This window comes from Streptosporangium sp. NPDC048886, from assembly GCF_055586905.1.
The window spans coordinates 111,190-131,285 of record NZ_JBVJHH010000003.1; the positions used below are offsets into that span (position 1 = coordinate 111,190).

Here is a 20,096-nt window from a genome sequence, read left to right on the forward strand (position 1 = left end):
GGGTCAGGCGGGCTCCTCGATCCGTTCCAGCCAGATCTCCCGCCAGAACGGGATGAACTCACGCGGGCAGCTGACGGTGTAAGCGCCCGCGCAGACGACGCCCTCCAGCACGATGCACGGGGACTTCATCTGGAGCATCCGGCCGGTCTTCTCGTCGATGCACCGATCGACCCGCGAGAGCACCCGCGCCGTCTGCCCGCAGTAGCGCGACATCTCCTCCTCGAACCCCATCCCGCGGTTGAGCAGGTCCTGGTTGAGGGTTTTGACGATCTCCTCCTTGGACTTGATCCGGACGAGCTCTCCCGGCCGGAGGTCGAGGGTGACGCTCGGCGTCGCGCCGACGAGCCCGCCCTTGACGAACCCCCACCGGAGGCCGCCCCTGATCCGCAGCCAGCTTGGCAGCACCCGCCCGCTCCGGTCCTGAAAGCGGTTGAAAAGTCCGACGAGAAAGGCGCGGAGCGCGAAGAACATGCCCGCGTTGCCGGTGCGCACATCCATGACGTACTGCCGGACGTCCTTGAACGGCAGGCAGGTGGGCGCGGCCCGCAGCAGCTCGGTGGCCTGGCAGGAGAAGCGCTCCTCCCCGTCCGGGCCGGGCTCCTTCCGGGCGGCGACCTCCAGGATCGGCAGGAGGGGCCGGCCCGCCGCGAGGCCGCCCGGAGCAGCGGCCCCGGGTCCGCCGCCGGAGGCCGCGGGATCCCGCGGGGCGGACGCCGGGGGGTCACCGGGCTCCACCCGCTTCAGCCACGCCTCCTTCCAGTACATCAGGCAGGCCGTCTGGCAGCCGCCGTGCGCCTGGCCGCCGCAGCGCGCCCCGGTCAGGTGCACGGCGCGCTCCATCCGCCGCATGCCGGTACGGCTGATCGTGTCGCAGAGCTTGTGGGCGACCTTGTGCACGGTGAGCCGCTGCCCGCAGAAGGCCAGCATCTCCGGCATGAAGGGCAGCGCGTCCAGCTCGCCCCTCTCGTCCAGCGTGGCCATGATCTCGGCCTCGCTGAGCACCTCGACCAGCTCACCGACCCGGAGGTTGAGCGTCCCGGCACCCATGACGGTCTGGACCTGCGTCATTTCCCCTTCTCCTTGAGCAGTCCTGCACCACGCAGGGCCTGTGCCGCATCCGCCACGGCGGCGAAGGGCAGGTTGGACCGTTCCGCGATGTCCAGCAGGCTGTGCTCCCCGTCGGAGAGGTTCAGCACCCACAACATCGCCATCTGCGCCTGTTTGGTGTCGCTGCGGCCGCCCAGCGACCCGTACAGGCCCCGCCGGCCGAGCTGCGGCTCGCCGTACGGGCTGAGGTTGACGTAACGCCGGTTGCGCTCCAGCACCCGCGTGATCTCCCAGCAGGTCTCCAGCGTGTCGGCCATCGCCTCGGGTGAGACGAAGTCCGGGTTGTCCGCCGAGGTGTGGTACTCCGGGTAGCCGGCGTACGGCGTGCGGGTCAGTGAGCCGACCGGCATGTCGAAACCGGGCGAGCAGAACTGCCGCTCGTCGTAGCCGTACGGCGAGAAGTCCACGATCCGGTGCTCGCGCCCCGAGGTCCGCAGGACGTGCCGGACCACCTGGTCGATCTCCGCGTCCCCGCGCCTGCTGCGCTTGTAGGTCAGCGCGCCGCCGTCTCCGGCGCAGGCCAGCACGAGCCCGTGCTTGACCCTCTCGGAACGCTCCCGGTTGCGCGCCAGCCAGGTGATCGCGCCGATCGTGCCGGGCATGAACAGGAAGCGGTAGGTGTAGTACGGGTCGGTCCCGGCCAGCCGCCGTGCGAGCTCGGCCGCCACGGCGACGCCCGCCAGGTTGTCGTTGGCCAGCGAGGGATGGCACACGTGGCAGGAGACGAGCACCTCCTCGGAGACCTGCCCCGGCACCACGTGCTCGCCGTAGGTCAGGTGACCGTCGGCGAGGGTCGAGTCGATCCTGACCTCGTAGTCGCCCTCCGGCAGGCCCGCCAGGGTGCTCTCCCGCAGGCAGAAGCCCCACGTCTCGGCGTAGTAACTCGTCCGGTAGGGGATCAGGTCGGGCTGCTCGGGCAGGGTGTGCAGATGGGGGCGGAGCTCCCGCAGGGACATGACGGCCGACACCGGGACGCTGTAGCCGACGACGTGGAGGTTGGACTCGGCGAAGTCGACCACCCGGGCGCCCGAGGCGTCCTTGACGTAGGCGTCACGGATGTTCCACTCCTTGGGCACCGTCCAGTCGAGGACCTCGGTCCCCGTCGGCACCTCGTGGATCCGCAGGGGGACCGACTCGCCGACGATCTCCAGAGTGCGGCGCACCCCGTCGCCGGTGATGCTCCGGCACAGCGGGTAGAGCCGCTCGACCAGGGCGTGCATCTGACGCCCCACGGTCTCAATCGTCACCGGCGACCGCCCCGTACGGGCGCAGCGCGCCGTCGACGCTGCCCTCGGCGCGGCGGGCCGACAGCCGGGCGAGCCTGGTGAAACGGTGCTGGAAGTCGTGCTCGGTCAGGCCGTGCCGCTGGTACGCCTCGACCAGCTCGACCGCGCCCTCCTTGACCGTCCAGCGCGCCTGGTAGCCGGGCAGTGCGGCGCGGATGCGGGAGAAGTCCACCCGGTAGGAGCGCGGGTCCGCCCCGGCCTCACCGGTGATCACCAGCTCGGCGCCGGGCACCGCCTCGACGACCTCGGCGGCGATCTCCGCCACGGTCACGTTGTTCTCCTCGGTGCCGACGTTGAACGCCCGGGCGTGCACGACCTCCCGGGGGGCGGCCAGGGCCAGGACGAACGCCTCCGCGATGTCCTCGGCGTGCACCAGCGGCCGCCACGGGGTGCCGTCGGACAGCACCCGCACCGTGCCCGACAGCAGCGCGTGCCCGACGAGGTTGTTCAGCACGATGTCCGCCCGGAGCCGGGGCGAGAACCCGAACGCGGTGGCGTTGCGCAGGAAGACCGGGGTGAAGTCGTCGTCGGCCAGCTCGGCCAGGTCGTCCTCGACCCGGACCTTGGACTCGGCGTAGGGGGTCACCGGGCGCAGCGGCGCGTCCTCGCCGACCAGGCCGTCGCCGCCGGAGGCGCCGTAGACCGAGCAGGTGGAGGCGTACAGGAACCGGCGCACGCCCGCCTCGCGGGCCAGCCGGGCCAGGCGCACCGACGCGTGGTGGTTGATGTCGTAGGTGAGCTGGGGCGCCAGCGAGCCGAGCGGGTCGTTGGACAGCGCGGCCAGGTGCACCACGGCGTCCACCCCCGCCAGCTCGTCGGCGGTGACGTCTCGCAGGTCGACCGAGTGACCGCGGGGGTCGTCCGGCATGGGACCCAGAACGCAGTCGGCGAACAGCCCCGAGTCCAGGCCGATCACCTCGTGGCCCGCCTCGGCGAGCGCCGGAGCCATCACACTTCCCAGGTAGCCCTGGTGCCCGGTCAGCAGTACGCGCATCCGGTTCATCCTCCAGCCAGATCGAGAGTCAACTTGTTGACGTGGAACGCCTCCGCGTAGCGCGCATGGCACTCGATCCCGCGGATGCGCGCCAGCCCGAGGAACGCCTCACGGTCGTACCAGGGACGCCGCCGTTGTGAGGGGTAGTGCTGTTGGAGCAGGGTCACCTTCGCCTCCGCCACCTCGGGGGTGAGCGGCTGGTAGACCGACGGCCGTCCGAGATCGCCGTCCCATTTGACGATCTCGTAGCCGAGCACCTGGTGGTCGCGGAAGGCCGTGGGCACCAGCCGGGCCAGTCCGCGGTGGTCCTGGTGGGCGTCGCCGGGGTGCGGCGCGAACATCAGGTCCGGGTCGGTCCGCGCGCGCAGCTCCTCCACGGCGCCCTTCGCCTCGTCCCAGTGCGCGGGCAGCCGCCCGTCGGGCAGCTTCAGCACGGTGAGCCGCAGGTCGGCGCCGGGGCAGAAGGCGGTCAGCGCCGCGTGCTCCTCGTCCTCCCGCTCGGTGCCGCCGCCGGAGAGCACCAGCGCGTCCACCCGGACGCCGGGGTGCGCCGAGCAGACGGTCAGCAGGCTGCCGCCCGCGCCGATGGCGATGTCGTCGCAGTGGGCGGCGAGCAGCGCGACGCTCCGCACCCCGCCGCTCCCGGCTGTCCCGCCCGCCCCGGCCGGCCGAAATCCGATCATGCCGGCTGCCCCGCGGGCTCCCGCTCCCACAGCGCCCACGGTCGATCGCCCCGCGAGTACGCCTCGTCGAGGGCGACCCGCTCCTTGACCGTGTCGGTCGGCCGCCAGTATCCGCGGTGCGGGTAGGCGAGCATCCGGCCGCGCTTGGCGAGCTCGGCGCAGCCGTCGGCGACGAGGTCGCCGCCCGGCGGGATGTGGTCGAAGACCTCCTGGCGGAGCACGAAGTATCCGCCGTTCACCCAGAGCGGCATCTGGCTGACCGGGGTGATCCCGCCGACCATCCCGCTCTCGCCGAGCTCCACGCAGTGGAAGGTGTCCGACGGCGGGACGACCATCATGGAGGCGCCCGCGTCGGACGCGGCGAAGCGGTCGATGATCTCCGGCAGCGGCGCGTCGGTGAGCACGTCGGCGTAGTTGGCCAGGAACATCTCCGCGCCGTCGAGGTGGTCGCGGACCCGGCGCAGCCGCTCGCCGATCGGCGACTCGATCCCGGTCTGCACGAAGGAGATCGACCATTCGGAGATGTCGGTGGACAGCAGCTCGACCCGGCCGCCGCGCAGGATGAAGTCGTTGGAGATGGTCTCCTGGTAGTTGAGGAAGAAGTCCTTGATGTGGTGCGCTCCATAACCGAGGCAGAGGATGAACTCCGTGTGCCCGAAGTGCGCGTAGTAGCGCATCACATGCCAGATGAGCGGCCGGGGGCCCACGAGCTGCATGGGCTTGGGCACGTCACCGGGGGTGCCGGTGCGCATCCGCGTTCCGTATCCGCCGCAGAAGAGCACGACCTTCACGGGTTCACCTCGACGATCTCCAGGCTGGGGATGGGGAAGACCAGCCGGCCTCCCCACGTGTGTACGGAGGACAGCTGGCCGGTGAGCTCCTCGCGGAGGTTCCACGGCAGGACCAGCACGTAGTCGGGCCGGTCCTCAGCGATCCGCTCCGGAGGCAGGATCGGGATCCGCGTGCCGGGGGTGAACCTGCCGTGCTTGTAGGGGTTGCGGTCCACTGTGTACGACAGCAGGTCCGGGCGGACCCCGCAGTGGTTGAGCAGCGTGTTCCCCTTGCCGGGGGCGCCGTAGCCGACCACTGTCTTGCCCTGCTCGGCGGCCTCGACGAGGAACTTCAGCAGCTCCCGCCGGACCCGGGCCACCCGGGCGGCGAACTCGGTGTATCCGGCCAGCTCGTGCAGGCCCGCGGCCTTCTCCGCGGCGAGCACCCGGTCCACCCGCTCGCCCGGCTCGCCGGCCGCCTCCTGCGGCCGCGCCCACAGGCGGATCGAGCCGCCGTGGGTCGGCAGCAGCTCGACGTCCACGAGGGACAGCCCGCCGGAGGCCAGGGCACGCTGCGCGGAGGCGACCGTGTAGTACTGGAAGTGCTCGTGGTAGATCGTGTCGTACTGGTTGTGCTCCATCAGGGTGAGCAGGTGCTGGACCTCGATGGAGACCCACCCGTCGTCGGCCACGAGCGCGCGCAGGCCCTTGGTGAATCCGATGACGTCGGGGATGTGGGCGTAGACGTTGTTGGCCACCACCAGGTCGGCGGGCCCGTGCTCGGCACGGACCGCGGCGCCGGTCTCGGGGCCGAGGAAGGCCGTCAGGGTCGGCACGCCCTTCTCCCTGGCCGCCTCGCCGACGTTCTTCGACGGCTCGACGCCCAGACACCGGATCTCCCGCTCGACCACGTGCCGCAGCAGGTATCCGTCGTTGCTGGCCACCTCGACCACGAACGAGTCGCCGTCCAGCCCCAGCCGGTCGACCGCCCCGGCGACGAACTCCCGGGCGTGCTCCACCCACGAGGTCGAGTACGACGAGAAGTAGGCGTACTCGGTGAAGGTGTCCTCTGGCGTGATCAGCGGCGGGATCTGCGCCAGCCAGCAGTCGGTGCAGACCCGCAGGTGCAGCGGGTAGGTGGTCTCGGGCTCGTCGAGCTGCTCAGCGGTGAGGAACCGCTCGCAGGGCGGTGTCGCGCCGAGGTCGACGACGCTGGCGAGGCTCGGGGAGCCGCACAGCCGGCAGGTTGTCATCAATACACTCCCTAGCCGCGGAACGCGGCTCGACCGGTCTCCATAAAGATCATTTCATCGAGCGCGAACCCTAGGATTTCGCCCGATACTTCGGCGGTGTTACACGGGTCCGCTGTGGCATGCTTCGGCCATGGAACCCCTCAGCATCGCCGGAATCTGGTGCCATACACCGCGTATCCACTCCGACCCCCGCGGCGCGGTCCTGGAGCTGTACCGCTCCGCCGACCTGGAGCGATCCATCGGCCATCGGCTGGATCTCGCCCAGGCCAACGTCTCGGTCTCCAAGCGGGGCGTCCTGCGGGGCATCCACTTCGCCGACGTCCCGCCTGGCCAGGCCAAATACGTCACGTGTGTCTCCGGGGCCGTCCTCGACGTCGTCGTGGACATCCGCGTCGGCTCACCCACCTTCGGGCGGTGGGAGGCCATGCGCCTGGACGAGGAGTCCCGGCGCGGCCTCTACGTCGCCGAGGGGCTGGGCCACGGGTTCATGGCACTCAGCGAGCAGGCCACGGTCGTCTACATGTGCTCGCAGCCCTACGCCCCCGGGCGCGAGCACGGCGTCCACCCCTTCGACCCGACCCTCGCGATCGACTGGCCCGCCGGGGTGGAGCCGATCCTGTCGGACAAGGACGCCGCCGCCCCCACCCTCAAGGAGGCCCTGGACGCGGGGCTGCTGCCCGACTACGGCGCCTGCGTGGCCTACTACGAGGGCCTCGCCTCTCCCGAGGGCCGGCCGGCCGCGCCTAGCAGTTGACGAGCACATCGGATTCCCGTAGCGCCTCGCGCCAGTCCCGCATCGGCGGCAGTCCCGCCCGGTCCCAGCGCTCGTGTCCCAGCACGCTGTAGGCCGGCCGCGACGCGGGACGCGCGAACTCCTTGGCCGGCACCGGGTTGATCCGGTCCGGGTCCGCGCCCAGCAGCGTGAAGATCTCCCTCGCGAAGCCGTACCAGCTCGTCTGACCCGCACCGGTGGCATGGTAGATCCCCGGCGGGGGGCCGGTCCGCCCCATCTCGACGAGCCCCGCGGCCAGGTCGCCGGCCCAGGTGGGCGGGCCTATCTGGTCGTCGACGACGTCCAGCACCGGCCGGGTCCGCTCCAGACCGGCGATGGTGCCGACGAAGCTCCTGCCGGCCGCGCCGTACAGCCAGGCGGTCCGCACGACGTAGCCGGTCTCGGGCAGCACCTCCAGCACGGCGCGCTCGCCGGCGAGCTTGGTGCGCCCGTAGGCGTTGACCGGGCAGGGCCGGGCGTCCTCGGGGTAGGGGTCCACCCCGCTCCCGTCGAAGACGTAGTCCGTGGAGGGATGGATCATCCGCGCGCCGAGGCGCCCGCACGCCTCGGCCAGTGCCCGCACCCCGTGCCCGTTGACGGCCAGCGCCTCGTCCTCGCGCGTCTCGGCGTCGTCCACCGCCGTCCACGCGGCGCAGTTGACCACGATGTCCGGCCGGCAGGCCGACACCAGATGGTGCACGGCGGAGGTGTCACGGAGGTCGAGCTCGTCCTTGCGGAGGGCGAGGACGGGCTCCCCCGCGGCCTTCAGGCGGCTCAGCAGCTCGGTCGCGAGCATGCCGGAGGCGCCGGTGACCAGCCACCGGCTCATGCGCCCGCCTCGCCGCGCTGCCCGGCGCCGGTGGCCGCGAGCGCGCCGTGCCCGTCGGGCCGGTTCGTCGCCGCCTTCCACCAGCCCGGGTTGTCGGCGTACCAGCGGACCGTGTCGGCCAGGCCCTGCTCGAACGGGACGCCCGGCCGGTAGCCGAGGGCGCGCAGCCGGGAGTCGTCCAGGGAGTAGCGGCGGTCGTGCCCCTTGCGGTCCTCGACGCGCTCGACCATGTCCCAGTCGGCCCCGCAGGCCGCCAGCAGCTGGGTGATGAGCTCGATGTTGCTCATCTCCGCCGTGCCGCCGATGTGGTAGACCTCGCCGGGCTCGCCCCGCTCGGCGACGAGCCGGATGCCCGCGCAGTGGTCGTCGACGTGGACCCAGTCCCTGACGTTGCCGCCGTCGCCGTAGAGCGGGACCTTGCGCCCCTGCAGGAGGTTGGTGACGAACAGCGGGATGAGCTTCTCCGGATACTGGTAGGGCCCGTAGTTGTTGCCGCAGCGGGTGATGGAGACCGGCAGGCCGTGGGTGACCGCGTAGGCGAGGGCGATCATGTCGCCGCCCGCCTTGGCCGCCGAGTACGGCGAGCGCGGCCGCAGCGGCGTGTCCTCCTTCCAGGAGCCGACGTCGATCGATCCGTAGACCTCGTCGGTGGAGACCTGCACCACCCGCTGGGTGCCCGCGTCGAGGCAGGCCTGCATCAGGGTCTGCGTGCCGAGCACGTTGGTCCGCACGAACTCCCCGGCGCCGGCGATGGACCGGTCCACGTGGGTCTCGGCCGCGAAGTTGATGACGAGGTCGTGGCCGGGCACCACGGCGGCCATCAGTTCGGCGTCACATATGTCGCCGTGCACGAAGTCGTGGGCGGCGCCCTCCAGGTTCGCCGGGTTGCCGGCGTAGGTGAGCTTGTCGACGACAGTCACGGTGGCACCGTCCGCGTTGAGCGTGCGGACGTAGTGGGAGCCGATGAAGCCGGCCCCACCGATGACCAAGATCTTCATCGGCGTTCCGGAGCGTGTGCCCCTGGCCTCGGCCACGGGCGGGACGCCCCTGCCTCCTTCCGATTGTGGTCGTGCGCGGGCTTGCGATGACCGAACGGTCCCCGGGCGGCCGCGAGGATCCCGCGGCCGGGCTGACGGGGAGGTGAAACGCCTGCTGAGCCGGGGCGGACCGCGACACCCGGCAGGGGTGGCCGCGGCCGGCCGCGGGGCAGGGGCTCCAGGCCGTGCGGGCCGGGACGTCCCGGCCCCGGCCGTGGGGAGGATCTCAAGAGCTGATCTGAACCTTGCTGTGATCGCCCAGCACGAGACGGTGGGCTCTGGGGGTCTTGGGGGCGGGGGTGACCTCGACGTCGTGTCCGATCAGCGAGGACTCGATCCGGGACACCCCGGAGATCGAGGAGCGGGGCAGCACGATCGAGTATTCGATCTCGCTGCCGTTGATCACGCAGTCGGCCGCGATGGAGGTGAAGGGGCCGACGTAGCTGTCCAGGATCCGGGCCCCGGCGCCGACGATCGCCGGGCCGACGATGCGCGACCGCTCGACCACGGCGCCCGGCTCGACGACCACCCTGCCGATCAGCTCGCTGGCGCCGTCGACCCGGCCGTCGACGCGGCCGTCCAGGGATTCCAGGACCAGCCGGTTGACCTCCAGCATGTCGGTGACGTTCCCGGTGTCCTTCCAGTAGCCGGATATGACGGTGGACTCGACCTGGTGCCCCGTCTCGATCAGCCACTGGATCGCGTCGGTGATCTCCAGCTCGCCCCGCCACGACGGCTTGAGCTCGGTCACCGCCTCGTGGATCGCGGGAGTGAACAGGTAGACGCCGACGAGCGCCAGGTCGCTCTTGGGCTCGTCGGGCTTCTCCTCCAGCCCGATCACCCGGCCTCCGGCGTCGAGCTCCGCGACGCCGAACTGCCGGGGGTCGCCGACCTGGGTGAGCATGATCTGGGCGGACGGCCGGTCGTGGGCGAACCGCTCCACGATGCCGCTGATCCCGCCGACGATGAAGTTGTCGCCGAGATACATGACGAAGTCGTCGTCGCCGAGATAGTCGCGGGCGGTCAGCACGGCGTGGGCCAGCCCGAGCGGGGCCTGCTGGCGGATGTAGGTCACCTCCAGGCCGAAGGCGGAGCCGTCGCCGACGGCCGCCTCGATCTCGGCCTGCGTGTCGCCCACCACGATCCCGATCTCCCGGATGCCGGCCGCGGCGATGGCCTCGAGCCCGTAGAAGAGCACGGGCTTGTTGGCCACCGGGACGAGCTGCTTGGCGGAGGTGTGGGTGATCGGCCTCAGCCGAGTGCCCGACCCTCCGGCGAGCACGAGTGCTTTCACGGCTAGTAGGCCCCTTCTCCGCCGGTGACGGCGCTCCAGGTCTTCCAGAGGATCTGCAGGTCCAGGAAGAGCGACCAGTTCTCGACGTAGCGCAGGTCGAGCCGGACCGACTCCTCCCAGGTCAGATCGGAGCGTCCGCTCACCTGCCACAGCCCGGTCATGCCGGGCTTGACGACCAGGCGGCGGCGCACGTCCTCGCCGTACTGCTTGACCTCCTCGGGCAGCGGTGGCCGGGGCCCGACGAGCGACATCTCCCCGCGGAGCACGTTGAGCAGCTGCGGCAGCTCGTCGAGGGAGTAGCGGCGGAGGAAGGCGCCCACGCGGGTGATCCTTGGATCGTTCCTCATCTTGAACAGCACACCGTCGAACTCGTTGTGCCGCTGAAGATCGATTTTGAGCCGTTCCGCGTCGTTGACCATCGTGCGGAACTTCACGACCCTGAACTCCCGGCCGCCCTTGCCCACCCTCACCTGCCGGAACAGCGCCGGCCCCGGGCTGGTCGCGCGGATCAGCGCGGTGATGACCAGCATGGGTACGGCCAGCACCAGCAGGGCCAGGCCCGCGCCGACCCGGTCGAACAGGCTTTTGGCCAGGTGCTTGGCGCCGTCGAACTCGGGGTGCTCGACGTGCAGCAGCGGCATCCCGGCCACCGGCCGGATGCTGATGCGCGGGCCCGCCACGTCCATCAGCGCGGGCGCGACGAACAGGTCGGTGCGGGCGTCCTCCAGGCCCCAGGCGAGCCGGCGCAGCGCGGCGCCGTCCAGCTCGGGGCAGGCCAGGATCGCCACCGCGTCGGCGTTGACCTCGGCCACCACGTCGGGGACGTCGCCGAAGCCCCCGAGCACCGGGACGCCGTCGACGTCGAGGCCGTCGGAGCCCGACGGCAGGCACGCGGCGACCACCGTCATGCCGTGGTGCGGCTGCCTGCGGAGCTGCATCACCAGGTCGAGCACCGACTCCCGGTGCCCGACGGCGACCACCTGGCGCATGTATTCCCCGAAGGACCGCCGCCGGTGGAGCCGCTTGCGCATGCGGTAGCGGAAAACGATCGTGAGAATGAGCGCGAGAGGGAACATCGCCATCACGAAGCTACGGGCGATGGTCGTCTGCGTGGCGTAGGCCCCGATCGCGACAGCGGCCGTCAGACCGACCCCGCCGTCGAAGACCGCCCGGAACTCTTCCGTCCCCTCACCATGTGCACGCTTGCGATAAGCACCTCCCACCGCCAGCGAGAACGGCCACGCCAGGGCCAGACCGAGCCCCAGCAGCGCTTCCGTCCCCGGAATGAAGGCACCGAACCAGAGCCGGACCCCGAGGACCGACTCACAGGCGACCACCGCGCACGCGAGGTCGCCGGCCAGCAGAATCCGCGCATAGGAACGTGTCCAGATGCTCGGAGCGGTACGCACCGAACTGCCCAGGAGCGCGACAGCGGGCGCCTCTGTCCCCACCCTCATACCACCCCACCCAGATGCCCCGGCATTAACAGATAACGAGACGCCTGCCTCGTTTCATCGGTTGACAGATTTCTCTAATGCATCAGGAGCGTGGATACCCATGGAAATCCTAGTGATCAAGATTCGGCAGGGGAATAGCGGCCTCCTGTCCACTACTGGCCTAAGTGGGGCAGAGGGAACATCTTGACGGAACGGTCCAAACATGTAGGACCTCCTGCCGCGATCCGCCCGGTGACCAGGAATTAGTCGTACTCGAAATCCGGCAGGGGGGACGGGGGCTCAGGACTGCGCCAGACGACGACGTAATCGTCGCGGGCGGCGTCCACCGCCTCGCCGAGCCGGTCGAAGTCGAACTCCGGGAGGTAGCGGAGCCTGGTGAGGAAGGCGGTGTCGGTGGCCGCCTGGGGCACCACGCATCCCTGGCCCTCACGGTCAAGGAGTATGTAGATGACGTCCGGATCGCCCACCACCCGCACCTCGACGACGTCCTCCCACGCGAGGGCGTCAACGCTGCCGTCCGCGTAGTGGCGGGTCACGCCTTCTTCGGTGACGTATACGTAGGAGTCCGGCACTGAATTGCCGTGCATGGCCGCGATTGTGACGACTTCAGGGCGTCCGGTGCAATAGATCCGGTGCAACAGAAGCGTGCGAGTCCGGCCACCGACACGGGCCGCTACCTGCCGCCGCACGGCCGCGCCCGGCAGGCCGCCGCACGGCCGGCGGTCCGCCCCACGGCCGGCGGTCCGCCCCACGGCCGCGCCCGACAGGTCCCACCCGCGCCCGTGCCCGTGACGGCGATCCGCCGGGGAGCCGTCAGTCCGTGCCCCAGCCGTGGTCGAGGTGGGCGGCGACGGCCCGCCGCGCGCTCTCCGCGGGCCCCCCGCCGATCGCGTCGAGCAGCGCCCGGTGCTCGGCGACCAGGACGTCCCGGTCGCTGTAGACGGCGCGCAGCCGTACCAGGCCGAGGCGGGTCTCGGCGGCCAGCACGGTGTAGAGCCGCTCCAGCCGGGGACTGCCCACCGCGACGATCAGCGCCTGGTGCAGCGCCATGTGCTCGGCCACCACGTCGGACCAGGGGGCGTCACCGGGCAGCGCGGCCATCCGGGCCAGCGCCCCGTCGGCCTCCTCGACCCGCCGCCCGGCCAGGGCGTTGGCCATGAGGTCCTCCAGCGGGCGCCGCACGAACATCAGGTCGTCCAGGTCGGCCAGGGTGACCTCGGCCACCTGCGCGCTGCGGTGCCGTTCGCGCCTGAGCAGGCCCTCGTGCACGAGCACGGCCAGCGCCTCCCGGACGGTCGGCCGGGCCACGCCGTACAGGGTGGACAGCTCCTGTTCCGGCAGCGGGGTGCCCGGGGCGATCTCGCCGGAGAGCACCCGGCGGCGCAGGGCGTCGGCGAGGGCGTTGACGGCGGAGACGGGGCGGAGCGGGATGGTCACGCCGACGACTCTATTGCCGCGACCCGGCTCCGGCGGCCCGGACGCCGCTCGGGCAGGGCCACCACGGCCAGGCTGGCGCCGAGCAGCGCCAGCCCGCCGGCCGAGGCGAGCGTGAGCCGCTCACCGAGCACCGCGACGCCGAGCAGGGCGGCGACCGCGGGCTCGGCGAGGGCGAGGGTGGCGGCGGTCGCGACGGGGGTGGTGCGCAGGCCCCTGCCGTACAGGACGTAGGCCAGCGCGGTGGTGGCGCAGCCCAGGTAGAGGGCGGTGAGCAGGCCGCGCGGCTCGGCGAGCCAGGCGGTGCCCGTCCACAGCAGGACCGGGAGCATCACGACCGCGGCCCCGCCGAACATCGCCCCCATCACCGCGCCGGAGGGGGCGCCCGCGCCGATCACCCGGGCCGCCGACACCGCGTAGAAGGCGTACAGCAGACCGCCGAGCAGCGCGATCAGGATCCCGTCCAGCCGCGCCTGGCCCCCGCCGCCGGTGAGCACGGCGCAGCCCGCGATCGCCACCGCGGTCGCCCCGGCCCAGCGCCGGGTGGGCGGCACCCGGTTGAACAGCCAGGACAGCAGGCCGGTGAAGACCGGGCCGCTGCCGATGGCGACCACGGTGCCGATGGCCACGCCGGTCCGGCTGACCGCGGCGAAGAAGCAGAGCTGGTAGGCGGCCACGGCCAGCGCGGCCGCCAGCAGCAGGCCCCGGTGCGGCAGGGATCGGAGGGCCGGCCCCGCGGCGACGGCGAGCACCAGGCCGCCGATCACCAGGCGGGCGGCGGCCAGGGAGACCGGGTCGACGCCGGCGACGAGCAGGCCGGCGGTGCCTGCGGTGCCCCAGAGCACGGCGGCTCCGACAACGGCGAGCTTCATGGCTAGATTGTCTGACAACTAGACAATTCAGTCAAGCGCGGGCGACCCCCTCCCGTTTTCCCGGGGACCCGCGCGGGTAGCTTGGCCAGGTGAGACATCGGGGAATCGCCGCGGCCCTGGCGGCGGTGGCGCTGCTGAGCGGGTGCGCGCCCGCCGGATCCGCCGCGGGTCCGGACACCCGCCACTCGGCACCCGCCAGGCCGGGGGCCTCGCCGGCGACGGCCGTCACGGCCCGGCCCGTGCCCGGCGCGCTGCCCGTCAGGGCGCTGTCGGCGCTGCCGCCCGAGGCCGCCGCCACCTGGCGGCTGATCCGCGACGGCGGGCCCTTCCCCTACCCCCGCGACGGCGTGGTCTTCCAGAACCGGGAGCGTCTTCTCCCGGTCAGGGCACGGGGCCACTACCGCGAATACACCGTGCCGACCCCGCGGAGATCGGACCGGGGCGCGCGGCGGATGGTCAGCGGGGGCGGCGCCGGCGAGCTCTACTACACCGCGGACCACTACCGGTCCTTCGTGGCCGTCGACGTGCGGAGGTGACCCGCCTTGCCCAGGGGAACATTCGAGGAGCGCGCGGCGGCCGGCCCCGGGGAGGTGCGGCCCGACGCCGCCCCGCACCGGATCGACGGCTCGGTGATCACCACCTCCGCCGGCGCCATGGCCGCGATCGCCGAGGCCCTGTCGTTCCCCGACCACTTCGGGCACAACCTCGACGCGCTGTATGACTGCCTGACCGACCTGGCGTGGCTGCCGGCGGGCGAGCACCTGCTGGTCTGGTCGGACTCCTCGGTGCTGCGGGCCGCCGACCGCCCGGCCTACGAGGCGATCCGTACCGTGCTCACCGAGGCCGTCGCCGACGACGCCCCCGGCGAGGCCTTCCTGTCCGTCCTGCTCCTGACCGACTGAGCCGTCGCCACGCAGTGCGCGCACATGGCCCCGTCCCGGCCCTCGGCGCAGGTGCACCGCCAGTGCAGGACTCCGTCGGCGAGCCGGAACTCCACGCGTGCGGCGCCGTCGTCCACCTCGGCGGCCACCACCGACGGGCTGAACCTGACCAGTTGCACCGCGCCCGACTTCTCCAGCTCACCGCCGCGGGCCAGCGCCGCCTGCCCGGCGCGGCCGGCCTCCGCCCCGATCAGCTCCGCGATCTCTTTCATGGACCCCTCCCCCTCCATAACTAGGACGTGCCCGGAGGCGTGATGGTTCGCAGTAGCCCAAAAGCTATAAATCCTTTCTTGATATGAATCACCAACATCTCTGGTCGCGGATGACCGGCGTTGCTAGGGTTTCGCCACTGTTAACCGCACATATCCGTAGTGCGAGGTACTATGGCCGGCCGCAGCCACTCGATCAGGGTCAAGATTTTCACCCTCCTTCTCGTGCCGATTGTCTCTCTTGTAGCGATTTGGGCATTTGCGGCGACCCTCACCCTGCGGAGCGGCCAGGATCTGCTGCGGGCCAGCGAAGGTTATGAGCGCGGCATCCTGCCCACCCGGACGGTCACCACCGCGCTCCAGCACGAGCGGCTGCTGTCACTGGCCGCCCTGGGCGACTCGGCCGTCCCGCGCACCGATCTCGACGCCCAGCGCATCCAGACCAACACCGCGCGGGCGGAGCTGGAACGGCTGGTCCCCGCGCTCCAGGAGAGCACGACCCCGGCCGTGTGGGACCGTATGGTCCGCCTGCTGACCACGATGGAGCGGCTCACCGAGGTCCGGAGCGGGGTCGACACCCACACCGCCGGCCAGATGCAGACCCTCGACGCCTACAGCGGGATGATCGAGGCGGCCTTCGAGGTCTACGACAAGATCCGAATCTCCTCGGACATCGACCTGAACGACCAGACCCGCGCCGTCGTCCTGATGGGGCGCAGCCGCGAGATGCTCAGCCAGCAGGCGGCCCTGATCGCCGGCGCCGTGGCCGAGGGCGGCATGACCGCCGAGGAGCGCACCGCGTTCAGCGAGCTGGCCACCGGCCGCAGGCTGCTCTACTCCCTGGGCTTCAACCAGTTCGACGAGGAGTTCCAGGGGCTCTACCGGGACCTGCAGAGCTCGGCCGCCTACACCTCGTTCGAGCGGATCGAGAAGGCCGTCACCACGGCGGGTCGGCCCGAACCCTCCTGGGTGACGGTCTCGGCCGAGCTCTCCGACACCTTCGACGGCCTCGGCGGCCAGGTCAGCAGGGGCATCACCGAACGGTCCGGGCCGCTGGCCACCGGCATCCTGGTCCAGATCGGGATCGCCGGCGGCCTTGGCCTGATCGCGGTCGCGGTGTCCATCTTCGTCTCGGTGCGCTTCGGCCGCCGGATCGGCACCGAGCTCATCGGCCTCCAGCAGGCGGCCCTCGACCTGGCGCACAAGCGGCTGCCGGACGTGGTCGAGCGGCTGCGCAAGGGCGAGGACGTCTGCTCCGAGGCCCGGGAGCTGAACTACGGCACCACCACCGAGATCGTGAACGTCGGCAAGGCGTTCTCCTCCGTCCAGCGGACCGCCGTCGAGGCGGCCGCCGGACAGGCCCAGATGCGCAAGAGCGTCAACAAGGTCTTCGTGAACCTGGCCAGGCGCAGCCAGTCGCTCCTGCACCGGCAGCTCTCCATGCTGGAGACGATGGAACGGCGGGCCAGCGACCCGGAGACCCTGGAGGACCTGTTCGGCCTGGACCATCTGACCACCCGCATGCGCCGCCACTCCGAGGGTCTGATCATCCTGTCCGGCGCGGTCCCGGGCCGGGGCTGGCGGACGCCGGTCGCGATCTACGACGTGGTCCGCGCCGCCGTCGAGGAGGTCGAGGGCTACCAGCGCGTGACGGTGAACGTGCCGCAGGGCCCCTCGGTGGTCGGCTCGGTCGTGACCGACGTGATCCACCTGGTGGCCGAGCTGGTGGAGAACGCCGCCATCTTCTCGCCCCCGCACACCACGGTGAGCGTCCACGGCGAGGCGGTGGCCAGGGGCTACGTCATCGAGGTGGAGGATCGCGGGCTCGGCATCGCCCCGGCCGAGATGGCCCAGCTCAACGAGCGGCTGGCCGACCCGCCGGAGTTCGACCTGGCCGACAGCGACCGGCTCGGCCTGTTCGTCGTGACACAGCTCGCCGCCCGGCACGGCATCCGCGTCTCGCTGCGCCCCTCCCCCTTCGGCGGCACCACGGCGATCGTGCTCCTGCCGGGCGAACTGGTCGTCGACGCGGCCGGCCCGCGGGCCGCCTACTCGGCCGAGGTCGAGTGGATCACCACTGACAGCGGTCTCCCCAAGCGGGTACGGCAGGCCACGCCCGAGCGTCAGGCCGTGCCCGCGCGGCGGCCCGTACCCGTCGAGGCGCCGGAGCCGGCCCCGAGCAGTGTGATGACGTCGTTCCGCGACGGATGGCGCCGTGCGGAGCAGGAAAGCGGGGCGGAATGACGGAACGCTGGCTCGACCAGGACGCCGGTCCCATCGTCCGCCCGTACACGCTCACCCGCGGCCGGACCCGGGCCGCCGGGGACCGCTTCGACCTGATCGCCATCGTGGTGGCGATCAGGAAACCGCCGCAGGACCTGCCGCCCGAACACAACATGATCATGAATTCCTGCCGCCTGCCGATCTCGGTGGCCGAGCTGGCCTCGGAGATCGAGATGCCGCTCGGGGTGATCCGGGTGCTCCTCGGCGACCTGCGCGAATCCGGCCTGATCACCATGCGGCTCCCCGCGGGCGATGTCGCGCTCCCCCGGGAGAGCGTGCTGCGGGACGTGCTCGCCGGCCTCAAGGCGCTGTAGCCTCCAGCGCGTCACGGCCTCCAGCACGTCACGGCCTCCTTCGCGGGACGCGGCCCCCTCGGGGCACCGCGGCTCACCGGCGCGGTGAGACGCCGCCCCCGGCCCGTGCGGCGGGTCAGTCGGTGGCCAGGCGGGCGTGCCGTTCCACGTCGTACCGCACCCCGTCGTAACACAGCTTGGCCCGCTCGATCCCCTCGGGCCGGAAACCCGCCCTGGTCGCCACCGCGCAGGAGGCCGGGTTGTTGATCCGGTGTCCCAGCTCCAGCCGGAAGAGCCCGCGCTCCCGGAACGCCCAGTCCGCCAGCTTGCGGGCCGCGGCCACGGCCACCCCGCGCCCCCTGGCGTGCGGCGACGTCCAGTAGGACACCCAGCCGGTGTCGTGCGCGTCGATGTTGCTCACCGCGACGTTCCCCACGACGCTGCCGTCCACCACCACGGCGAACGCCTGCGCGTCGTCCCGGAAGCCCCACACTCCCATCCACTCCAGCGCCGCCTGGGGCGTGTCGATCGGCCGGGCCGCCTGCTGCGCCATGTCCGGCGAGCCGAACGCGTCGAGCAGGGCCGGCGCGTCGTCGGGCCGCCAGCCCCGCAGTTCCACCTCGATCATGCCGTGCAGGGTATTGCCCCGGCGGGGACGCCGGAAGCCCCGCGACCGCGCCGGACGGCCCGGGGCCATCCACAGATCTTGTGAGAGCGCTCCCACGAAGGGCATCATTGCCTCCATGACCACTGTCAGGCCGTACCACCCCGGCGACCGCGCCGCCCTCTACGACATCTGCGTGCGGACCGCGCACGACGGTGGCGACTCCCGGCACATCTACCCCGACCTGGAGCTGATGCCGAGCATTTTCGCAGCTCCTTACGCGTTTCTGGAGCCGGAGCTGACCTTCGTCCTGGACGACGGGGACCGCGCGGTCGGCTACGTGCTCGGCACGGCCGACACGGCCGCCTTCGTCGACTCCTTCCGCTCCGCGTGGTTGCCCCGCATGAGAGAGCGTTTTCCCGCTCTCGCCGGACCGCCCGCCACTCCGAGCGAGACGATGATCGACCTGATGTACCGCCCCGAGCGGATGATCCTCCCGGAGCTGGCCGCCTATCCGGCGCACCTCCACATCGACCTGCTCCCGGACCACCAGCGCAAGGGCCACGGCCGCGCGCTGATGAACGCCTTCCTCGACGCGCTGCACCACAAGGGGGTGCCGGCGGTGCACCTGGGCATGGTCACCGCCAACACCCCGGCCAGGGCCTTCTACGACCGCCTCGGCTTCCACGAGATCCCGGTCGCCGACCCCGGTCCCCTCACCTATCTCGGCCGGCGAACGGACCGGACAGCGCCGCCCACTGCAGCAGCATGATGGTCTTCGCGTCGGCGATCTCCCCCGACTCGATCATCGCGAGCGCCTTCGCGAAGGGCAGCTCCACCAGCTCGATCTCCTCGCCGTCGTCGGCCAGCCCGCCGCCCTCGGAGGTCCGCCGGTCCGGGCTGTAGGGCGCGGCGAAGAAGTGCACGCGCTCGGTGACCGAGCCGGGGCTCATGTAGACGTCGAAGACGTGCCGGACCTCGCCGATGTCGTAGCCCGTCTCCTCCGACGCCTCCCGCCGGATCGCGGTCTCCGCGTCGTCGTCGTCGAGCAGGCCGCCGGCCGTTTCGAGGAGGAACCCGTCGGGATGGCCGTTGACGTAGGCCGGGTAGCGGAACTGCCGGATCAGCAGGACCGTCGCCCGGTCGGCGTCGTAGAGCAGCACCGTCGCGCCGTTGCCGCGGTCGTAGGTCTCGCGCTCCTGGGTGGTCCAGCTCCCGTCCAGGCGCAGGTAGTCGAACGTCGTCCTGCGCAGCACGTACCAGCTCGACGAGAGCAGATCCACCTCGCGCACCCGGACCCGGGGGTTGCCGTCCAGGTCGCGCCCGGCCTGGTCCAGGCCGGTACGGCCACGCCGGTCGGGGACGTTCACCCCGGGGAGCCGTACGGCCGGCGGATCGGTCAAGGGCGTGCGCGACGGGCCGTCCGCTCCTGCAGGTGTTCGCATGGCAGCCAGTCTGCACCAACGCCGGAGGACCCCCGGACGCGCCGGCCGCCCGCATCCGATCGGGGGTCCCAGATAGATCCGGGGACAGGTGGGCACTCAGCCCGTATGAGCGACGATTCACAGGGCCACGACTTCCGCGGGAACAACTTCAGGGACGGACCGCCGGACCGGCCCAGAACGATGGGGGAGATAGCACTGAACCTGGCGGTCAGCGAGGCGCTGGCCAACCACGGCCACCACGCGCTGGTCAACGCGCACGAGAGCGCCGCCGACAACCACGAGCTCATGGCCCGGGCGGGGGTGGGCGATGTCGACGAGCACCTCGACCTGGCGCGCTGGCACCGCTGGTGCGCGGTCGTCGAGGACCAGCTCGCCGACGAGGCGGACCAGCGGACCCCGGCCAGACGGGACGGCAACCCCTGAGGGCGCAGGCACGGCCGGCCGCCGCTCCTCCCGCGCACGGACCATAGATCCCCCCGCGCACGGACCGGACCACGGCGGAGCCCGCCCGGCCACCGGGCCGCCGGGCGGCT

23 protein-coding genes are annotated in these 20,096 nt (G+C 71.7%); 7 read left to right on the forward strand and 16 right to left on the reverse strand.

What is annotated here, in order from left to right:
- Window positions 1-3 precede the first annotated feature (3 nt).
- From ACZ6R6_RS04510 to ACZ6R6_RS04535, 6 genes are read right to left on the reverse strand one after another with little or no spacing between them, the layout of a single operon-like run.
- Complete coding sequence (locus ACZ6R6_RS04510) at window positions 4-1,068, reverse strand: hypothetical protein (RefSeq protein ID WP_470090145.1); 1,065 nt, start codon at window positions 1,066-1,068, stop codon at window positions 4-6.
- Entirely contained in the window at window positions 1,065-2,339 is a 1,275-nt protein-coding gene (locus tag ACZ6R6_RS04515; RefSeq protein ID WP_470090147.1) for a DUF4910 domain-containing protein, read from the reverse strand. Before ACZ6R6_RS04515 ends, ACZ6R6_RS04510 begins: the two co-directional genes overlap by 4 nt.
- Before the next feature lie 4 nt (window positions 2,340-2,343).
- Window positions 2,344-3,387 (reverse strand): NAD-dependent epimerase/dehydratase family protein, encoded by a 1,044-nt coding sequence (locus ACZ6R6_RS04520; RefSeq protein ID WP_470090149.1) that lies wholly within the window; start codon window positions 3,385-3,387, stop codon window positions 2,344-2,346.
- A 5-nt stretch (window positions 3,388-3,392) separates the two neighbouring features.
- Window positions 3,393-4,070, reverse strand: coding sequence for a PIG-L deacetylase family protein (locus ACZ6R6_RS04525; RefSeq protein ID WP_451929544.1), 678 nt, complete (start codon window positions 4,068-4,070; stop codon window positions 3,393-3,395).
- Window positions 4,067-4,861 carry a sugar phosphate nucleotidyltransferase gene (locus ACZ6R6_RS04530; RefSeq protein WP_470090151.1) on the reverse strand — a complete coding sequence of 265 codons (795 nt, stop codon included), beginning with the start codon at window positions 4,859-4,861 and terminating at the stop codon, window positions 4,067-4,069. Before ACZ6R6_RS04530 ends, ACZ6R6_RS04525 begins: the two co-directional genes overlap by 4 nt.
- Complete coding sequence (locus ACZ6R6_RS04535) at window positions 4,858-6,093, reverse strand: methyltransferase domain-containing protein (protein WP_470090152.1); 1,236 nt, start codon at window positions 6,091-6,093, stop codon at window positions 4,858-4,860. The genes ACZ6R6_RS04530 and ACZ6R6_RS04535 overlap by 4 nt, the downstream gene beginning before the upstream one ends.
- 130 nt (window positions 6,094-6,223) lie before the next feature.
- Between ACZ6R6_RS04535 and rfbC the strand changes: the two genes are divergently transcribed.
- On the forward strand, window positions 6,224-6,847 hold the full coding sequence (rfbC, locus tag ACZ6R6_RS04540; RefSeq protein WP_470090154.1) for a dTDP-4-dehydrorhamnose 3,5-epimerase: 624 nt from the start codon (window positions 6,224-6,226) through the stop codon (window positions 6,845-6,847).
- Here the strand turns inward: rfbC and rfbD are convergent.
- From rfbD to ACZ6R6_RS04575, 7 genes are all read right to left on the reverse strand, one after another.
- Entirely contained in the window at window positions 6,837-7,694 is an 858-nt protein-coding gene (rfbD, locus tag ACZ6R6_RS04545; RefSeq protein WP_470090155.1) for a dTDP-4-dehydrorhamnose reductase, read from the reverse strand. The genes rfbC and rfbD overlap by 11 nt on opposite strands.
- Window positions 7,691-8,692 carry a dTDP-glucose 4,6-dehydratase gene (gene rfbB / locus ACZ6R6_RS04550; protein WP_470090157.1) on the reverse strand — a complete coding sequence of 334 codons (1,002 nt, stop codon included), beginning with the start codon at window positions 8,690-8,692 and terminating at the stop codon, window positions 7,691-7,693. The genes rfbD and rfbB overlap by 4 nt, the downstream gene beginning before the upstream one ends.
- Window positions 8,693-8,957: 265 nt before the next feature.
- Window positions 8,958-10,025, reverse strand: a complete 1,068-nt coding sequence (locus ACZ6R6_RS04555; protein ID WP_306860293.1) for a glucose-1-phosphate thymidylyltransferase — start codon at window positions 10,023-10,025, stop codon at window positions 8,958-8,960.
- A 2-nt stretch (window positions 10,026-10,027) separates the two neighbouring features.
- Window positions 10,028-11,482 (reverse strand): sugar transferase, encoded by a 1,455-nt coding sequence (locus ACZ6R6_RS04560; RefSeq protein ID WP_306860295.1) that lies wholly within the window; start codon window positions 11,480-11,482, stop codon window positions 10,028-10,030.
- A gap of 242 nt (window positions 11,483-11,724) precedes the next feature.
- Window positions 11,725-12,069: a hypothetical protein gene (locus ACZ6R6_RS04565; RefSeq protein ID WP_470090158.1), complete on the reverse strand. Its 345-nt coding sequence runs from the start codon at window positions 12,067-12,069 to the stop codon at window positions 11,725-11,727.
- Between the two features lie 226 nt (window positions 12,070-12,295).
- Entirely contained in the window at window positions 12,296-12,919 is a 624-nt protein-coding gene (locus ACZ6R6_RS04570) for a GntR family transcriptional regulator (protein WP_470090159.1), read from the reverse strand.
- Window positions 12,916-13,788, reverse strand: a complete 873-nt coding sequence (locus ACZ6R6_RS04575) for a DMT family transporter (RefSeq protein ID WP_470090161.1) — start codon at window positions 13,786-13,788, stop codon at window positions 12,916-12,918. The genes ACZ6R6_RS04570 and ACZ6R6_RS04575 overlap by 4 nt, the downstream gene beginning before the upstream one ends.
- Before the next feature lie 89 nt (window positions 13,789-13,877).
- Here ACZ6R6_RS04575 and ACZ6R6_RS04580 point away from each other — a divergent pair, with 89 nt between their 5' ends.
- Window positions 13,878-14,324, forward strand: a complete 447-nt coding sequence (locus ACZ6R6_RS04580; RefSeq protein WP_470090162.1) for a guanyl-specific ribonuclease — start codon at window positions 13,878-13,880, stop codon at window positions 14,322-14,324.
- Window positions 14,325-14,330: 6 nt separating this feature from the next.
- A complete protein-coding gene (locus ACZ6R6_RS04585; RefSeq protein WP_470090163.1) occupies window positions 14,331-14,690 on the forward strand; it encodes a barstar family protein in 360 nt (119 codons plus the stop codon).
- Here ACZ6R6_RS04585 and ACZ6R6_RS04590 read toward each other — a convergent pair.
- Window positions 14,600-14,941 carry a hypothetical protein gene (locus tag ACZ6R6_RS04590; protein WP_470090164.1) on the reverse strand — a complete coding sequence of 114 codons (342 nt, stop codon included), beginning with the start codon at window positions 14,939-14,941 and terminating at the stop codon, window positions 14,600-14,602. The two genes, ACZ6R6_RS04585 and ACZ6R6_RS04590, sit on opposite strands and share 91 nt — an antisense overlap.
- A 222-nt stretch (window positions 14,942-15,163) precedes the next feature.
- Between ACZ6R6_RS04590 and ACZ6R6_RS04595 the strand changes: the two genes are divergently transcribed.
- Entirely contained in the window at window positions 15,164-17,182 is a 2,019-nt protein-coding gene (locus tag ACZ6R6_RS04595) for a sensor histidine kinase (protein WP_470090166.1), read from the forward strand.
- Window positions 17,179-17,535 (forward strand): DUF742 domain-containing protein, encoded by a 357-nt coding sequence (locus ACZ6R6_RS04600; protein ID WP_470090167.1) that lies wholly within the window; start codon window positions 17,179-17,181, stop codon window positions 17,533-17,535. Before ACZ6R6_RS04595 ends, ACZ6R6_RS04600 begins: the two co-directional genes overlap by 4 nt.
- Before the next feature lie 115 nt (window positions 17,536-17,650).
- Here the strand turns inward: ACZ6R6_RS04600 and ACZ6R6_RS04605 are convergent, their stop codons facing one another.
- Window positions 17,651-18,142 carry a GNAT family N-acetyltransferase gene (locus ACZ6R6_RS04605; RefSeq protein ID WP_470090168.1) on the reverse strand — a complete coding sequence of 164 codons (492 nt, stop codon included), beginning with the start codon at window positions 18,140-18,142 and terminating at the stop codon, window positions 17,651-17,653.
- 115 nt (window positions 18,143-18,257) lie between these two features.
- Here ACZ6R6_RS04605 and ACZ6R6_RS04610 point away from each other — a divergent pair, with 115 nt between their 5' ends.
- Window positions 18,258-18,890: a GNAT family N-acetyltransferase gene (locus ACZ6R6_RS04610; protein ID WP_470090169.1), complete on the forward strand. Its 633-nt coding sequence runs from the start codon at window positions 18,258-18,260 to the stop codon at window positions 18,888-18,890.
- Here ACZ6R6_RS04610 and ACZ6R6_RS04615 read toward each other — a convergent pair.
- Window positions 18,835-19,563 (reverse strand): NUDIX domain-containing protein, encoded by a 729-nt coding sequence (locus ACZ6R6_RS04615; protein WP_470090171.1) that lies wholly within the window; start codon window positions 19,561-19,563, stop codon window positions 18,835-18,837. The two genes, ACZ6R6_RS04610 and ACZ6R6_RS04615, sit on opposite strands and share 56 nt — an antisense overlap.
- A gap of 105 nt (window positions 19,564-19,668) precedes the next feature.
- Here ACZ6R6_RS04615 and ACZ6R6_RS04620 point away from each other — a divergent pair, with 105 nt between their 5' ends.
- Window positions 19,669-19,986 (forward strand): hypothetical protein, encoded by a 318-nt coding sequence (locus ACZ6R6_RS04620; protein WP_470090173.1) that lies wholly within the window; start codon window positions 19,669-19,671, stop codon window positions 19,984-19,986.
- Window positions 19,987-20,096 lie beyond the last annotated feature (110 nt).

Bases quoted from the DNA above. Each gene is read 5' to 3' on its own strand.
- ACZ6R6_RS04510 (WP_470090145.1), bottom strand. From the start codon at position 1,068: ATGACGCAGGTCCAGACCGTCATGGGTGCCGGGACGCTCAACCTCCGG.
- ACZ6R6_RS04520 (WP_470090149.1), bottom strand. From the start codon at position 3,387: ATGCGCGTACTGCTGACCGGGCACCAGGGCTACCTGGGAAGTGTGATG.
- ACZ6R6_RS04525 (WP_451929544.1), bottom strand. From the start codon at position 4,070: ATGATCGGATTTCGGCCGGCCGGGGCGGGCGGGACAGCCGGGAGCGGC.
- ACZ6R6_RS04535 (WP_470090152.1), bottom strand. From the start codon at position 6,093: ATGACAACCTGCCGGCTGTGCGGCTCCCCGAGCCTCGCCAGCGTCGTC.
- rfbC (WP_470090154.1), top strand. From the start codon at position 6,224: ATGGAACCCCTCAGCATCGCCGGAATCTGGTGCCATACACCGCGTATC.
- rfbD (WP_470090155.1), bottom strand. From the start codon at position 7,694: ATGAGCCGGTGGCTGGTCACCGGCGCCTCCGGCATGCTCGCGACCGAG.
- rfbB (WP_470090157.1), bottom strand. From the start codon at position 8,692: ATGAAGATCTTGGTCATCGGTGGGGCCGGCTTCATCGGCTCCCACTAC.
- ACZ6R6_RS04560 (WP_306860295.1), bottom strand. From the start codon at position 11,482: ATGAGGGTGGGGACAGAGGCGCCCGCTGTCGCGCTCCTGGGCAGTTCG.
- ACZ6R6_RS04565 (WP_470090158.1), bottom strand. From the start codon at position 12,069: ATGCACGGCAATTCAGTGCCGGACTCCTACGTATACGTCACCGAAGAA.
- ACZ6R6_RS04575 (WP_470090161.1), bottom strand. From the start codon at position 13,788: ATGAAGCTCGCCGTTGTCGGAGCCGCCGTGCTCTGGGGCACCGCAGGC.
- ACZ6R6_RS04590 (WP_470090164.1), bottom strand. From the start codon at position 14,941: ATGAAAGAGATCGCGGAGCTGATCGGGGCGGAGGCCGGCCGCGCCGGG.
- ACZ6R6_RS04600 (WP_470090167.1), top strand. From the start codon at position 17,179: ATGACGGAACGCTGGCTCGACCAGGACGCCGGTCCCATCGTCCGCCCG.
- ACZ6R6_RS04605 (WP_470090168.1), bottom strand. From the start codon at position 18,142: ATGATCGAGGTGGAACTGCGGGGCTGGCGGCCCGACGACGCGCCGGCC.
- ACZ6R6_RS04610 (WP_470090169.1), top strand. From the start codon at position 18,258: ATGACCACTGTCAGGCCGTACCACCCCGGCGACCGCGCCGCCCTCTAC.
- ACZ6R6_RS04615 (WP_470090171.1), bottom strand. From the start codon at position 19,563: ATGCGAACACCTGCAGGAGCGGACGGCCCGTCGCGCACGCCCTTGACC.
- ACZ6R6_RS04620 (WP_470090173.1), top strand. From the start codon at position 19,669: ATGAGCGACGATTCACAGGGCCACGACTTCCGCGGGAACAACTTCAGG.